The organism is Methanotorris igneus Kol 5, from assembly GCF_000214415.1.
GTDB classification, from domain to species: domain Archaea; phylum AGJL01; class Methanococci; order Methanococcales; family Methanococcaceae; genus Methanotorris; species Methanotorris igneus.
On record NC_015562.1, the window covers coordinates 168990 to 183370 of the forward strand.

Annotated in this window: 15 protein-coding genes and 1 pseudogene; 12 read left to right on the plus strand and 4 right to left on the minus strand. The window is 32.4% G+C overall.

The window, feature by feature from the left end; all coding sequences use genetic code 11:
* The first annotated feature begins 88 nt into the window (after window positions 1-88).
* Window positions 89-904 (plus strand): L-seryl-tRNA(Sec) kinase, encoded by an 816-nt coding sequence (gene pstK, locus METIG_RS00815; protein ID WP_013798332.1) that lies wholly within the window; start codon window positions 89-91, stop codon window positions 902-904.
* Here the strand turns inward: pstK and METIG_RS00820 are convergent.
* On the minus strand, window positions 893-2176 hold the full coding sequence (locus METIG_RS00820) for an amidohydrolase (protein WP_013798333.1): 1284 nt from the start codon (window positions 2174-2176) through the stop codon (window positions 893-895). The two genes, pstK and METIG_RS00820, sit on opposite strands and share 12 nt — an antisense overlap.
* A 406-nt stretch (window positions 2177-2582) precedes the next feature.
* Between METIG_RS00820 and METIG_RS00825 the strand changes: the two genes are divergently transcribed.
* Window positions 2583-2840: a V4R domain-containing protein gene (locus METIG_RS00825; RefSeq protein WP_245527616.1), complete on the plus strand. Its 258-nt coding sequence runs from the start codon at window positions 2583-2585 to the stop codon at window positions 2838-2840.
* Window positions 2841-2863: 23 nt separating this feature from the next.
* Here the strand turns inward: METIG_RS00825 and amrB are convergent, their stop codons facing one another.
* The gene (amrB, locus tag METIG_RS00830) at window positions 2864-3724 is read right to left on the minus strand and encodes an AmmeMemoRadiSam system protein B (RefSeq protein WP_013798334.1); all 861 of its coding nucleotides are present in this window, start codon (window positions 3722-3724) and stop codon (window positions 2864-2866) included.
* 269 nt (window positions 3725-3993) lie between these two features.
* Between amrB and METIG_RS00835 the strand changes: the two genes are divergently transcribed.
* The 4 genes from METIG_RS00835 (at window position 3994) to METIG_RS00850 (ending at window position 5938) form a co-directional block, all read left to right on the plus strand.
* Window positions 3994-4305: a DUF5320 domain-containing protein gene (locus tag METIG_RS00835; RefSeq protein ID WP_013798335.1), complete on the plus strand. Its 312-nt coding sequence runs from the start codon at window positions 3994-3996 to the stop codon at window positions 4303-4305.
* A gap of 17 nt (window positions 4306-4322) precedes the next feature.
* Window positions 4323-4514, plus strand: a complete 192-nt coding sequence (locus tag METIG_RS00840) for a hypothetical protein (protein ID WP_013798336.1) — start codon at window positions 4323-4325, stop codon at window positions 4512-4514.
* Window positions 4515-4645: 131 nt separating this feature from the next.
* Complete coding sequence (locus METIG_RS00845) at window positions 4646-5515, plus strand: Mrp/NBP35 family ATP-binding protein (RefSeq protein ID WP_013798337.1); 870 nt, start codon at window positions 4646-4648, stop codon at window positions 5513-5515.
* A gap of 120 nt (window positions 5516-5635) precedes the next feature.
* Window positions 5636-5938, plus strand: a complete 303-nt coding sequence (locus tag METIG_RS00850) for a transcriptional regulator (protein ID WP_013798338.1) — start codon at window positions 5636-5638, stop codon at window positions 5936-5938.
* Between the two features lie 95 nt (window positions 5939-6033).
* Here the strand turns inward: METIG_RS00850 and METIG_RS00855 are convergent, their stop codons facing one another.
* Window positions 6034-6708, minus strand: coding sequence for a thymidylate synthase (locus METIG_RS00855; RefSeq protein WP_013798339.1), 675 nt, complete (start codon window positions 6706-6708; stop codon window positions 6034-6036).
* A 161-nt stretch (window positions 6709-6869) separates the two neighbouring features.
* Here METIG_RS00855 and METIG_RS00860 point away from each other — a divergent pair, with 161 nt between their 5' ends.
* Complete coding sequence (locus tag METIG_RS00860) at window positions 6870-7421, plus strand: TIGR00288 family NYN domain-containing protein (protein WP_013798340.1); 552 nt, start codon at window positions 6870-6872, stop codon at window positions 7419-7421.
* Between the two features lie 39 nt (window positions 7422-7460).
* Here the strand turns inward: METIG_RS00860 and METIG_RS00865 are convergent, their stop codons facing one another.
* A complete protein-coding gene (locus METIG_RS00865) occupies window positions 7461-9425 on the minus strand; it encodes an IGHMBP2 family helicase (protein ID WP_013798341.1) in 1965 nt (654 codons plus the stop codon).
* 172 nt (window positions 9426-9597) lie between these two features.
* Here METIG_RS00865 and rfbA point away from each other — a divergent pair, with 172 nt between their 5' ends.
* The 5 genes and pseudogenes from rfbA to rfbC all read left to right on the plus strand — a co-directional run bounded on the left by rfbA (window position 9598) and on the right by rfbC (window position 14349).
* Complete coding sequence (gene rfbA / locus METIG_RS00870; RefSeq protein WP_048055474.1) at window positions 9598-10476, plus strand: glucose-1-phosphate thymidylyltransferase RfbA; 879 nt, start codon at window positions 9598-9600, stop codon at window positions 10474-10476.
* A gap of 2 nt (window positions 10477-10478) precedes the next feature.
* Window positions 10479-10751: pseudogene (locus METIG_RS09745) on the plus strand (GDP-mannose 4,6-dehydratase); the annotation flags it as partial.
* 15 nt (window positions 10752-10766) lie between these two features.
* Window positions 10767-12563, plus strand: a complete 1797-nt coding sequence (gene rfbB, locus METIG_RS00875) for a dTDP-glucose 4,6-dehydratase (protein WP_394295226.1) — start codon at window positions 10767-10769, stop codon at window positions 12561-12563.
* A 4-nt stretch (window positions 12564-12567) separates the two neighbouring features.
* Window positions 12568-13458, plus strand: a complete 891-nt coding sequence (rfbD, locus tag METIG_RS00880; protein ID WP_013798344.1) for a dTDP-4-dehydrorhamnose reductase — start codon at window positions 12568-12570, stop codon at window positions 13456-13458.
* A gap of 333 nt (window positions 13459-13791) precedes the next feature.
* Window positions 13792-14349 carry a dTDP-4-dehydrorhamnose 3,5-epimerase gene (gene rfbC, locus METIG_RS00885; protein WP_013798345.1) on the plus strand — a complete coding sequence of 186 codons (558 nt, stop codon included), beginning with the start codon at window positions 13792-13794 and terminating at the stop codon, window positions 14347-14349.
* Window positions 14350-14381: the final 32 nt, after the last annotated feature.

The following is a 14381-nucleotide window of genomic DNA, read 5'->3' on the forward strand; positions in this document are numbered from 1 at the left end:
GTTGTTTTATTATTATGTTTTATTATTATTTTTTGTTAATTTTGGATTTATTTGAACTTTTAATTGTTTTTATGTTTGGGTGGATAAAATGCTTATAATTTTAGTTGGACTACCTTCGGTGGGGAAGACAACATTTTCAAAGAAGCTTTCAAAAGAACTTCACAAAATGGGAATAGATAATATCGTTTTAGGAAGTGATTTGATAAGGGAAAGTTTTCCAGTTTGGAATGAAAAATATGAGGAATTCATAAAAGAAGCAACCTACGATTTGATAGATAAAGCATTAAAAAAATACACTGTTATTGTTGATGATACAAACTACTACAATTCAAAAAGGAGGGACTTGATAAATATAGCCAAGAAAAATAAGAAAAATTACATGATAATTTATTTGCATGCCCCACTCGAAATCTTACTGAAAAGGAATGTTGAAAGAGGAGAAAAGATTCCAAATGAAGTAATCATTAAGATGTTTGAAAAATTCGATAAGCCCGGGGAGAAGTATAAATGGGATGAACCACATATAGTTATAGATACGACCAAAGAAATTAATATAGAGGAAATTGCTAAGTTGGTGAAAGATTATGATAGGATTAATAAGAAGAATCCTAAAGTTGTGGATAACAATAAAGACCATAAAGAAAATCATGAGGATGCTAAAAATAATAAAATAAAAATCATGGACAAAATTGACAAAATAACAAGAAAAGTTGTGGGGGAGGTTATATCAAAACAAGAACCTTCCAAAATTAAAGAAATTTCAAAAGAACTTACAAAATTAAGGAAAGAATTTTTAAAAGAAATGAACAAAAAGCTCGATGAAGAAAATATAGATGAAAATTATTTCTCCGAAGAAAAAATAAAAGAGGAGTTCAGAAGATGTATCTCAAAATTAATTAATTAACTTATAATATGCTTTCTCTGCTTTTTCATAAATTTCTTCTTCATCAACATTTACTATTTTTCCATTTTCCATAACAACATTTCCATCTATAATTACAGTATCGACATTCCCATTGAATGAATAAACTAAGTGAGAATAGATATTCTCTTTTGGTATTAGGAAAGGTTTATTTAAATCAATTAAAACAATATCTGCCAAATAACCCTCTTTCAACTCTCCACACTTTAAACCTAATGCTTTTGCCCCATTTTTTGTTGCAAATTCAAATGATTGCTTTGCATTTATTATGGTTGGGTTTAATGTTGTTCCTTTGTGGAGTAAGGAAGATATTTTTATCTCTTCAAATAAGTTTAAGTTGTTGTTACTTCCACACCCATCAGTTCCTAAGGTTACATTTATGCCATTTTCAACGAGTTTTGGAACTGGAGCAATTCCAGAGGCTAATTTTAAGTTACTTATTGGGTTGTGAGAAACGTTGATGTTCTTTTCTTTCATTATTTTAATCTCTTCATCTGAGAGATGAACACAGTGTGCCGCAATAACATTAACATCATCAAAAAATCCAAATGAATTTAAGTATTCAAAAGGCCTCATGCCAGTTTTTTCTTTAACCATCTTTATCTCATCTAAGGTTTCGTTCATGTGTATGTGTATTGGGATGTTGTATTTTTTTGCCATCTCATGGACTTCCATTAAAAGTTCTTTTGAGCATGTGTATGGAGCATGGGGACCTAATGCAACCTTTATTCTATTATTGTCTAATTTTTTAATCATTTTTATGTTTTCTTCCGCATTTTTTAATTCTTTCTCTCTTTTCTCCTCATCAAACAAATCTATCATCCCATAAGAAAGAACAGCCCTAATTCCTATCTCATCAACTGCTTTAGCAATCCCATCCAAAAAGAAGTACATGTCATTGAAGGTTGTTGTTCCACTTTTAATCATCTCTAAGCATCCCAACAGTGTTCCCGCATAGACAATATCCTTATTTAATTTTGCCTCCATTGGCCAAATATAGTTGTTTAACCACTCCATTAAAGGTAAATCATCAGCAACTCCCCTAAACAATGTCATTGGTATGTGGGTGTGGGTATTAATTAACCCAGGAATTGCTATTTTGTTCTCTGCATTTATGATTTTGGTTTCTTCCTTGTCAATTTCGTTATTTTCAATGTTTCCTATTTTTTTTATGGTATTCTTTTCTATTAACAAATCCTGTTTCTTACCGTTTATAACTGCATTTTTTATTAGGCAGTATGTAAAGTCACCCACATTCTCACCTTTATTTTTTAGTTTTTCTATATAAAAAATTTAAAAAGGGGCATTAATAATAATTTTTTTGGGCTGTTTCATAGATAGCAACAAGCGCAAAGTTTGTGTATTTTCGAGTAGAGTAATTTTTATATATCATGAAATATTAATTATTTATGACAGTACAGTCTCCGATATGTGGGGTCTTAAGCCCGAATGGAGACTGTTGAGAGCCTTGAAGATGTGGGGAGTTTCCGTTCCCCCCGAAAGCCACTCAATGAAGATGGGAGGGTGGAAGGTTATCCGCTACCACAGTTTCGTATGTTTCAAAAGTAGCGGATAACCAGAACGGATCACTGGAAATTCAAAACTCTATTCTGCAGGAAAATATTTTGGAGAGCATTCAGGCATAGAATCATTTGAGGAATTGATAGAGTTTTTTGAAGTATATAAACTTGGGATTTTGGAGATTATTGAAGGAATACCTCTAAGGTTGAGGATTTATGAATGTGCAAATTGTGCTGGATTACCAAATATTGGAAAAAAGATTTGCTGTTTTGAAGCAGGATTCTTTGCAGGAGTTCTAAAGAATATTCTTGATAAAGATGTTCGTGTTGTAGAGGTTAAATGTTACGCATCAGGTGACGATTGTTGTGAATTTGAAGTTAGGATTTTAGATAAATAATTAAAAAAACATTATTTTTAATTTTATTCGATTATTATGGATGCATAACCAACAACAGATGAGTAATCTTTTGTTATGTCTCCTGATGTTGCATAAGCAAGTAATTTTGCCTCTTTTCCTCCGAGTAGTTTTATTGCTTTAATCATTGCCATAACCGGGCCGCAACCACACATGCTGATATTATAATTTACCACGTCGCTATAAAGCCCTTCTTCATCCATGTTTAATATATTCTTTATTGCTATTGCATCTTTTTTTGCTGCAACTTCTTGGGGCTCATAGTGTGTAAAGTCAGTGGATGCTATTATTACAACTCTCCTATTCAACTCCTTTGCAATCTTTGCTATGAAATATCCAATATCAGCAGCAGTTTCATAATCTTGAAGTAGCATAGATATTGGCACGAATTTAAACTTTGCAATATTAAGCATGCTTAAATGTTGCAAAAATGGAAGTTGAACCTCTATTGAATGCTCATGTAAATGGGACGTTTCATCTAAGTCCATTATATCGCATTCCTTCCATAATCTATCTGCAAATTCATCATCTATCTCTAAATCCCCAAGGGGTGTTTTCCAAATACCCTTCATTGTTGCTACTCCAGTACCTAATCCAGTGTGGTTAGGACCCAATATTATGGCGGTTATCTCCTCTTCAACATCTACCCTCTTAGATAACGCATTGTATGAATGTGCTGCTATTGGACCAGAATAGATGTACCCCGCATGTGGGCAGACCAAACCTATAGGTTTTTCAAAAATTCCTCCTTCTGATGGCAATTCTTTAGGCCCCAAATTGTGCAAATAACAATATTCAATTGTTTCTATTAATTCGTTAGGATCTGCAGGGTAAAAAGCCCCCGCAACTGCAGGATGTCTTATCATAGTTTCCCTCCATGGGATTTTTATTGATGTTAATTATAATTTAAGGCATTTATGAACGCCTTCCTTTAGGAAGGTGTTCAAATTTTCCATATTGATTTTAATAACCTTTGCAAAAAACTATATATTTTTCCTCAAATTTATGTTTTTGCAATTAATTCTTATCATGTTACATTATGTTGTGTTGTTTATTGCCACAGATATAAACAAAACAGAAAGTTTTATATAATATTACACATATGTGATATATTAGAAAAAAATGAGGTGAGAGTATGTTTGGAAGAGGATGGTTTGGAAGAGGTAGAGGATTTTGGAGGCACTACATTCCAAGCACTGTTGGGGGAAGATATAGATACATAGGCCCATGCAGATGTGGAATGGGACCTCATGCATATTATGAGGATGAGAGTGGAAGAATAGTTCATGCATGGGATTTGTATAGGGTACCAATTGCAACTTCAACAACAGACAGAACTTATTTAGTAGATAGATTAAAAGAATTAGAAGAAGAAAAAGCAATTATCGAAGATGAAATTGCAGAAATAAAAAAGAGATTGAATGAGATAGAAAAACAAAATAAATAATTTGAGGTAGGATAGAAATGAAAAGATTCTTATGTTCAAAATGTAAAAATGTCATTGAAGTTCCTTATGGCGTTCCAAAACCAGATATTTGTCCATATTGCAATGCTGATGGAATTTTTATTCATAGAATAGACACTGGTGGAAGAGGACTGGGAAGAGGCAGAGGAAGGAGGTGTGGACTTAGGTTTCTTGAAAAACTTAAACCTTAATTTTTATTTTTTATAATTATTTATAATTATTAGATTCATATATTTAAATCTGTTTTTCATAACTGATAGTTTTATATCCTACCTTGTATTTTATTATTTCTTTGGATTAAAACATGGGGTGGGTGATTTTTATGTCTGAATGTGATGGAAAATGCGACACATGCTCACTAAAAAACTCATGTCCAGATACCAAAAAAATAATAGAGCAACAAAATGCAAGAATAAGAGAAAACATGGGTAAAATAAAGCATAAAATAGTTATTCTAAGCGGTAAAGGTGGAGTAGGAAAGTCAACAGTAACTGTAAACTTAGCAGCTGCTTTGAACATGATGGGTAAAAAAGTTGGGGTTTTGGATGCTGACATCCACGGCCCAAATATTCCAAAGATGTTTGGAGTTGAAGGGTTACAACCAATGGCAAGTCCTGCAGGAATATTCCCAATAACCACACCACAAGGTATTAAGACAATATCTATCGAATATTTCCTACCAAGTGAAAGTACTCCTGTTGTTTGGAGAGGACCAAAAGTTAGTGGTGCAGTTAGGCAGTTTTTAAGTGATGTAGTTTGGGGAGAATTAGATTACTTACTTATTGATACCCCACCAGGAAGTGGTGATGTGCAATTAACTATTCTCCAGTCAATACCAGATATTGATGGTGCTATAATTGTAACAACTCCAGAAGATGTGGCAGTTTTGGATGCAAAAAAATCCATTACAATGGCTAAAATGTTAAATGTTCCAATTTTGGGAATAATTGAAAACATGAGTGGATTTGTCTGTCCACACTGTAACAAAGTTGTTGATGTGTTTGGAAAAGGTGGTGGGGAAAAGGCGGCAAAAGAGTTTGGCGCTGAGTTTTTAGGGAGAATTCCGTTAGATGTTAAAGCGAGGGAAGCATCTGATAAAGGGATCCCAATGGTTTTATTGGATTGCAAGGCAAGCGAAGAATTTAAAAAAATAGTTAATAGGATTACTGAAAAGATTGAGGGTAAAAAATAAATAACATTTAAAAGTTATTTTAAATTGCTGAATAAAAAATAATTCCAAATTATTAAGTTATTTCTATTATGGTATTTATAACATTATTTTTTGAGTTCACAGTTTTTATGGTGATTCATAATGAAAACCAGATGTGAGGTCATAGCATCAAAAGTTATCCCTATGATTAGAGGGGAGATTGCGAGAGAACTCGTAAACAGAGGATACGCTAAAAAAGAAGTGGCAGAGCTTCTTGGTGTTACAATAGCAGCAGTTTCGCAGTATACAAGTGAAAAAAGAGGAGCTACAACTTCGAAGAGATTGAAAGAACTTGTAAAAGAAATTGTTGATGACATTGAAAAGGGAAAGATTTCAAAAGAAGATTTAGATGATAGATTCTGTATGATATGCTCCATTATAAGAAAAGAAAATATTGATATTTAATTTATTTTTTTATAATAATAGCTAAATTGAAATATCAACTAAATATTAGCGTTTAATTTGTTGGTAACTTGTTCTTTATAATGTTTATTTATTGATCATTTTATGCAATCTACACAATCTGGAAAATATTTTTTAATGTAATCCCTGTCACGATCCACATAGATATGGGCAGAGTTTGCAATATGTACATATTTTTTTAACTCTGTTCCTGTTTCCTCTGCTATTATTTCACCAAGTGTTATAAGACCTATTGCATTTGCTACAAAGGCACATAAGATATCATTACTCCTAAATAAAACCGTCATGTAGATATGGTCTCCCCTCCTAATTATCTGTAAATGATTTAAGCAGGGTACTGATCCCCTCTCCTGCATACTTACTTTAACGTCAATAAATGGGTTCCATGTTACAGCGACGCACCTTCTTGAACTCGGCTGTTCTTTTAACTTGTCAATTATGTACTGAATCTGATTTATTCTTTTTGTATTGTCTTCGTTAGGATAATCAAAAAGTCGGCTGTGGTAATCATAAGAGAACTCATTTTTAGCGCCATATAATAATTGTTGAGTGTAATTTTCAACGGCTCTTTCACCTAATGGATATTTTGGAGAGATGCTTTTATCTTTTGGGTTAGTTATTTCAATCATCACGTTCATTATCTCCTTGCATCTCTGTCCATCTTCTGTTGTCATTTCAAGGCCTTCTTTTAAAATCTTAGGAACCAATGTTTCATAGGCATTTTTTACACTCCTTTGTTTTAAGCAAAGCATTATTTCACCAAATTAAATATTAAGTTAATAAATGGTTATATATTTAGAGAGTCATTAATATTATTGTGTTATATATATTTTCTAAATTCTGTTGTAATTGTTGTTATAAAATATAAAATAATGTTTATTTTTTGTTTGTCATGTTATTGGACGGTGGGATCATGTGGAAAAAACTTGGTGATTTGAAAAGTAAACTATACATAAAAACCCGTAAAAAGGGTTCGAACAAAATAGCACTTCTCATTGATGGGCCAAATATGCTAAGAAAGGAGTTTAATATTGATTTGGATAAAATTAGAGAAGCATTGGAAGAGTTTGGGACTATTGTTATTGGGAGGGTTTATTTAAACCAGTATGCATCAGATAAGTTGATAGAGGCTATTGTTAATCAAGGTTTTGAACCAAGAATCTCTGCTGGAGATGTCGATGTTGAGATGGCTGTTGATGGAACAGAGTTAATTTTTAATGATAATATTGATACCATTGCATATATGACGCGAGATGCTGATTTTTTGCCTGCAATTAGAAAGGCAAAGGAGAGAGGTAAGAAGATTATTGTTATAGGGGCTGAGCCAGGATTTTCAACCGCACTGCAAAATATAGCAGATCATGTAATAAGGATTGAAGAAAACTTTGCACTTGATAGGGAAAAATTGGAGAAAAAGAAAAAAGAGAGGGAATTGATTAATAAAGAAAGAGAAGATGAAGAATAAATTTTTTAATAAACCATCATATTTTTTTCTCATTTTAATTTAATTTTGTGCTTTTTTTAGAACTATTTCACTTTCATTTAATTTAAATTCATTTAATTTAATTAGTTTAGCTGATTTTACCAATTCTTTATATGTTTCATTTTGGCTTAATAGTTCTTTACACCCAACAATTACAAGTTTTCTTTTTGCTCTTGTGATAGCGACATTTAACCTTCTCAAATCCTCCAAAAATCCAAATTTCTCAGTTCTTACAAAGGAAATTATAATAACTTCGTTCTCTTTTCCCTGGAAACCATCTACTGTACTAACCTCTATGTCTTCACATAAATTTGATATTAATTTTACTTGGGCATCGTATGGAGTTATTACGCTAACTGGGATATTGTATTTTTTGAATGTCTCTACCAGTTTTGCAACAACTTTAGCCTCCTCCTCATTGTAGTATGAAGTTGAGTCCTTATCCCTCTTTTCTTTTCCTTTAACATCAATAAATACAACCGGTTCTTCATTTATGATGTATTTATCTTCCTCATCAATTTCAACACCCTTTATTAAATCAAGTATTGTTTGTGATTTTACAGAATCATGGGCTTTCAATTTGTTATCATAGAATGCCTTATTTGGAAATTCCATGATCTTTTCATTCATTCTATATTGAATTTTCAAAATACTTGAGAACTTTGGATATGTTTTTATTAATCTTTCAAATAGCGTCTTTTTCAACTCCTCATCCTCACTTAAAACTGTTGGCGGTAATTGTTTGTGATCTCCCGCCATTATAAGTTTTTTTGACTTTACAATTGGAATTAAGGCAGAGGGTTCCATTGACTGACTTCCTTCATCTATAACGCACACATCAAACTCAAAACCCTCTAAAAAATCACATCCAGCCATGGAATTTGTGGCAATGACAACATCTGCCTTTCTTATAATTTCTTTTATTATTTCTTCCTCTATTTTCTTCATCTTCTCTCTTAATTTCTTTATTTTTTCATTTGTTTTTATCCATTTTGCCATGCTTTTAAGGACATCTCTTGGAACTCCTCTAACATCCTTATTTAATTTTGAGAATATGACTATCTCTTCATCACTCATTCCCCTTCTCCACTTTGGAATGGGTTTTTTGTATTTATCTCTCTCGTCCATTAATTTGCTCATTTCTTCTTTAATTTTTTTAATAGCTTTGTATTTTTCATGTTTTTCCACTTTATAGAATAGGGAATGCTCTATCAACTCTTTTGAAATTCTCGTAGGATGACCAATCCTTACAATGTTTATATATTTGGTGTATTTTGATAGGTTGCTCAATATGTTGTCTGCTGCTATGTTTGAATCTGCTGTTGCCAAAACTTTATTCTTCCTCATGCATTCTTGTATTATAACCTCTGTTATTGTCCTCGTTTTCCCTGTTCCTGGAGGGCCGTGGATGAGATATAGGTCTTTTGCTCTCAATGCATTTATTACGGCATTTTTTTGTGATTCATTTAAGTTTTTGTCAAAAAACTTTACTTTAACTTCTTTTCCCATTCTTGGTTCATCAATACCCAAGATAATCCCGACTAATTTGTTGTTAATATTCCTAAATTTGTTGAGTGCTTTTTTCATTCTTTTAAAGGTTATGTCATTCACATACAAATCAATTCTAACGTCTTTATATGCCCATTTTGGTGGGGCTTCATCAAACGCTATATCTATAAAATTCTTCCCAATCTCCACAACATTCCCAAATAAGTCACTATGTAATGGATTTCCTTTACTTATTAAGACCACATCCCCAACTGATATTTCCAACCTTTTGAATGGCTTTTTTCTTCCATATCTAACAATGATGCTTCCAAGTTCTTCTCTAAGTTTTCTACCTTTTAGATGCAAGATAGCTCTTCCAACTTCTTCCCTTTTATCTCCAAGTCTTTTAATTTCTTCTCTATGAAAGTCCATTTCATACTTTCTTTCTTTCTCTATTAACTTCATGAATTTATTAACATAATGCTCCTTTATGTTCATGATTATCACCTCAAAAATGATTTTGAAAATAAAAAAGGATAAAAATTAAAATAACTAAAAATATCTGTTAAAAATAACACATAACCGTAGTAGTTTAGATATGCTATCCAATTCTATAAATATTTAACCTTATTTAAGTTATAGAATAATAAATAAATGTGTGGTGATTACAGTGAAGGGTATAATCTTAGCAGGAGGCTCAGGAACAAGGTTGTATCCTATAACCTATGCTGGAAACAAACATCTAATGCCAATATATAACAAACCAATGGTTTATTATCCATTGTCAATTTTAATGCTCGCCAAAATTAGAGAAATTTTAATTATCTCAACTCCTGAAGATCTGCCAAGATTTAAAAAACTTTTAGGTACTGGGGAGAAATTTGGAATAGAGCTATATTATAAAGAACAAAAAGAACCTAAGGGGTTGGCAGAGGCGTTTATTATTGGAGAAGAGTTTATTGGTGATGATAATGTATGTCTGGTATTGGGGGATAATATTTTATATGGTAGTGGATTAACTGGATTTTTACTTGAAGCAAAAGAAGAGTTAGAAAAGAAAGGAGGAGGAATTATATTTGGACAGTATGTTAAGGACCCTGAAAGATATGGAGTTATTGAGTTTGATGAGAATGGAAATGTAAAATCAATCATAGAAAAACCAAAAAATCCGCCATCAAATTATGCGGTGATTGGACTTTACTTCTATGATAATGAAGTAATAGAGATTGCAAAGCAAGTAAAACCATCTTGGAGGGGAGAATTAGAGATAACTGATGTAAATAATGAATACTTAAAGAAAAGAAAGCTAAAAGTTAAGCTTTTACCAAGAGGGATTGCATGGTTTGATGCTGGAACACATGAAAGTTTTTTAGAGGCAACAAACTTCGTTGCTGCAATTGAGAGAAGGCAAGGGTTAATGATTGGCTGCTTGGAAGAAATTGCCTATAGAAATGGATGGATAAGTAAGGAGCAATTATTAGAGCTTGCCAAACCATTAATGAAAACTGATTATGGAAAGTATTTAGAAAGATTAGCTAATGAGGGATAAAAATGAAAATTTTAGTTACTGGAGGGGCTGGTTTTATAGGAAGCAATTTTATAAGATACATTTTGGATAAGCATAAAGATTGGGAGGTTATAAATTTAGATAAACTTGGATATGGTTCAAATTTGGAAAATTTGAAAGGTGTTGATGATTCGAAGTATACATTTGTTAAAGGAGATATAACAGATTTTGAGTTAGTTTCTAAGTTGGTTAAAGAAGTGGACGCTATTGTAAATTTTGCAGCAGAAAGCGTTGCAGAAGATGAATTTGTAGCAATTCATAGGCACGGTAGAATAAATCTTGTAACATTTGGTGAATTATTTGATCAACTGAGCAAAACTAATAAGGTAATAAAAGACGGGAAACATGAAATAATTGATGTTTCAGGAAAAAATATAAAAGTATTGTCATTTTATAACGGCTATGGGGCATGGTTTCCGTTGAAAAAGGTTATCCGACATTATTATAAAGGAAAACTCTTATGTTTGCGTCAAAAATGGGGAGAAATCTATGTAACTCCAAATCACTCTGTATATGATGTTTTTGGAAATCTTGTTAGTGCAGATTCAAATCCGGAGCTTTTGGTAATTAGGAGGGTAAATTATTATCCCCATGAACACAAATTTAAAAATACTACTAAGATTCGTGCTGAAGGGAATGGTCATTTAAGAGTAACTCTTGATAAGACCTATACTGGGGAGAAATTAGAAGCACTCTTAAGATTATTCGCAGCATACATTTCAGAGGGAAATGCCACATATAACAAAGCAAATGGCTCATACGCTGTAGTTATATCCAACAGTAATGAGAATTGGTTAAAAAGCTTAGCTGAGGATTATAAACTAATTTCGAATGGCTCATATTCAATTACAAAACGAAATGATGGTGTTTATCAGCTGGAGTTGAAAAGCAAAGAATTTTATCAAATGTGTATAAATCTATGTGGTAAAAATGCTCCGGAGAAAAAACTTCCAGATTTTATATATGGGCTGGATAAAAAATACCAGACATTATTTTGGGAGACACTCATAAAAGGGGATGGGACGTACAGGCAATGGAAAAGAGACAAGGTCGCTGAATACACCACAGTTTCAAGAAAACTGGCAGCGGGACTGGGTCTACTTCTGGCATTGTTGGGTGTTGATTATACATACTATATAAACAAACCAAGAGATGGGAACTATACTTCATATACTATTAGGACAAGACTGTTTTATAATGTTTCCACTGGCAAAAGAGAGATAATTGAAATTGAGTATGAAGGATATGTCTATGATTTGGAAGTAGAAAGGTCTCACAATTTCGTAGCTGGTGTTGGAAATGTAGTGGCTCATAACACCCATGTTGATAGAAGCATTTCCAATCCCTATTCATTTATAGAAAGCAATATAATTGGTGTCTATACTATATTAGAAGCAATTAGGAAGTATAATCCAGAAGTTAATTTTGTTCATGTTAGTACTGATGAGGTTTATGGGGATATTAAGGAGGGTTCATTTAGTGAGAAAGATAGGTTAATGCCCTCCTCCCCATACTCTGCAAGTAAAGCAGGGGGAGATATGCTTGTTTTAGGGTGGGCAAGAACATACAATTTAAATGCAAAGATAACGAGATGTTCAAACAATTACGGCCCTTATCAATTTCCTGAAAAGTTGATTCCAAAAACGATAATTAGGGCAAGTATGGATTTAAAGGTTCCAATATATGGAAAGGGAAATAACGTTAGGGATTGGTTATATGTATTAGATCATTGTAGTGGAATAGAGTTAGTTTTAGAACGGGGAGAGAGAAGAGAGATTTATAACATTGCTTCAAATCAAGAAAAGAAAAATATAGAAGTTGTTAAGATGATTTTAGAATTGATGAGAAAACCTTATGATTTAATTGAGTTTGTTGAAGATAGACCAGGGCATGATGTTAGATATAGTATTGATTCATCAAAAATAAAAGAACTTGGATGGAGACCTAAGTACAATTTTGAAGAGGGTTTAAAGGAAACTGTCAATTGGTATTTAAATAATAAGTGGTGGTGGAAGCCATTGATTAATGAGAAGGTTTTACATCCTACGCCTTGGAAGTTAAAGTGGTGATTTTATGGAGAAAGTTGCTGTTATTGGCTTGGGAATGATTGGTTATGAGTTGGTTAAAAAATATTTAGAATTGGATGATTATGAGGTTTGTATTATAACGAGGAGTGATAGGGGATTTTTTAGGGATGTTGAAAAATATTTTGTGGATATTACTAACGAAAATAAAATTAAAGAAACTATTAAAAAGATAAATCCTGATTTTGTTGTAAATACTGCTGCAATGACTAATGTTGATTTGTGTGAAACAGAAAAGGACTTGGCGTATAAAATAAATGCGTTGGGTGTAAAATATATTGGGGAAATTTGTAAGGAAATTACGTGTTCTCTATGCCATATATCAACTGATTATGTTTTTGATGGGGAAAAAGGGAACTATGTTGAGGAGGATGAGATAAATCCAATAAATTATTATGGCTACACAAAGGCAGAGGGAGAGAGGTTGTTGCGTGAGTTGGATTATGACTTAATTTCTATTGTTAGAATCTCTGTACCTTATTGTATAAGCCCAGTTAAAACTAACTTCTTTATGTGGGTTTTAGAAAAATTGAGAAATAACGAAGTTGTAAATGCGGTTATTGATCAATGGAATACTCCAACCTATGTTAATGAGTTAGTTGAGGGGATCGTTAAAATTTATGAGAACGATTTTAACGGCTTACTACACTTTGGTGGAGGAGAAAAAGTAAGTAGATATGAATTTGCTTTAAAAGTTGCTGAAATCTTTGGATTTGACAAAAGTTTAATTAAACCAACTAAAAGTTCTAAATTAGGATGGAAAGCAAAAAGACCAAAAGATACATCTTTGAACAGTAAAAAAGTTGAGAAGTTATTGAAGATTGAGTTAAAGGATATTGGAAGTGCTCTAAAGGAGTTAAAAAACTTAAAAATGAGATAATATGGAAAAAATAAAATTTTACATTTTTACAATAGAGAGAAAAAATTATAGTCATGTGCAGAAGACATCTGGCAAAACCAAAGGTTTTGCCGTTAAATTTTGAATAGCAATAGTTAGAGTTTAAAATTTTGATATGGGGGATATAACATCTTAAAAATTTATTGCAGTTTTAGTTTAAATTATAATGCACTTGACTATAAATTGCGCTCATGTTCATTCAAGATTACCTATATAAAGGCTTTGCGGGTTGGTGCAATGTAAGAATTATGTTTTGATTAAGCGTAAAAAGATTTATGCAATTATGGAGATTATAAAATCTTAAAGGTGATATCTATGCCATTTGAGTTTATAAAAACTAAGATACCTGATGTAATCTTAATAAAGCCTAAGGTATTTGGGGATGAGAGAGGCTTTTTCATGGAAACTTATAAAAAGGAAGATTTTGAAAAGGTGGGGATTAAAGGTGAGTTTATTCAAGATAACCATTCCAAATCAAGATATGGGGTTTTGAGGGGGTTACATTTTCAGAGGAAACCTTATGCTCAAGCAAAGATTGTTAGGTGCATTAGAGGAGTCATATTTGATGTTGCTGTTGATTTGAGGAGGAATTCTCCGACATTTGGAAAGTGGGTTGGAGTTATTTTATCAGAGTATAACAAGTATCAATTGTATATTCCGAGGGGTTTTGCACATGGATTTTGTGTTTTAAGTGATGTTGCTGAAGTGATTTATAAAGTGGATAATGTTTATGCTCCTGACTATGAGGAAGGAGTTATTTGGAATGATAGAGATATTGGCATCGAATGGCCTATTGATGAGCCAATCTTATCTGAGAAGGATAAAAAATGGCCTACATTGAAGGAGTTAGTTGAGAGGGGAGGGGTATTTTAAAAAGAATTCATAATTGAGAGATGTATTAATCA

Bases quoted from the DNA above. Each gene is read 5' to 3' on its own strand.
- METIG_RS00865 (WP_013798341.1), bottom strand. From the start codon at position 9,425: ATGAACATAAAGGAGCATTATGTTAATAAATTCATGAAGTTAATAGAG.
- METIG_RS00840 (WP_013798336.1), top strand. From the start codon at position 4,323: ATGAAAAGATTCTTATGTTCAAAATGTAAAAATGTCATTGAAGTTCCT.
- METIG_RS00855 (WP_013798339.1), bottom strand. From the start codon at position 6,708: ATGCTTTGCTTAAAACAAAGGAGTGTAAAAAATGCCTATGAAACATTG.
- pstK (WP_013798332.1), top strand. From the start codon at position 89: ATGCTTATAATTTTAGTTGGACTACCTTCGGTGGGGAAGACAACATTT.
- METIG_RS00835 (WP_013798335.1), top strand. From the start codon at position 3,994: ATGTTTGGAAGAGGATGGTTTGGAAGAGGTAGAGGATTTTGGAGGCAC.
- METIG_RS00850 (WP_013798338.1), top strand. From the start codon at position 5,636: ATGAAAACCAGATGTGAGGTCATAGCATCAAAAGTTATCCCTATGATT.
- rfbD (WP_013798344.1), top strand. From the start codon at position 12,568: ATGGAGAAAGTTGCTGTTATTGGCTTGGGAATGATTGGTTATGAGTTG.
- rfbC (WP_013798345.1), top strand. From the start codon at position 13,792: ATGCCATTTGAGTTTATAAAAACTAAGATACCTGATGTAATCTTAATA.
- METIG_RS00860 (WP_013798340.1), top strand. From the start codon at position 6,870: ATGTGGAAAAAACTTGGTGATTTGAAAAGTAAACTATACATAAAAACC.
- amrB (WP_013798334.1), bottom strand. From the start codon at position 3,724: ATGATAAGACATCCTGCAGTTGCGGGGGCTTTTTACCCTGCAGATCCT.
- METIG_RS00845 (WP_013798337.1), top strand. From the start codon at position 4,646: ATGTCTGAATGTGATGGAAAATGCGACACATGCTCACTAAAAAACTCA.